Source organism: Oleiphilus sp. HI0079 (genome assembly GCF_001635105.1).
Genome location: NZ_LWFT01000424.1, coordinates 1 through 206, shown reverse-complemented (window position 1 = coordinate 206; position 206 = coordinate 1). Strand labels below are relative to the sequence as shown.

1 protein-coding gene is annotated in these 206 nt (G+C 57.8%); it reads right to left on the bottom strand.

The window, feature by feature from the left end:
- Positions 1 to 180 (bottom strand): FGGY family carbohydrate kinase (locus A3750_RS05540; protein ID WP_255374867.1); only part of this gene is annotated, 180 nt, incomplete at its 3' end.
- Positions 181 to 206 lie beyond the last annotated feature (26 nt).

Genomic DNA, 206 nt, shown 5'->3' with positions numbered 1-206 from the left:
AGCGTCGAGCATGGCATCCCAATACACCTTGGGTTGCTGCTCGGCCCAACCCGGGTGCTCGGAAAAATAGGGTTCAATCTCACGCTTGCCCTTGGCAAGCAAGTTACCCGACTTGTCGAAGAGCAAGGCTCGTACCGATTGCGTTCCGTTATCAATCGCCAGAAGCGTCTGTTCAGTCATGGCGCCCCCCCGAGGACGAAGCGAGC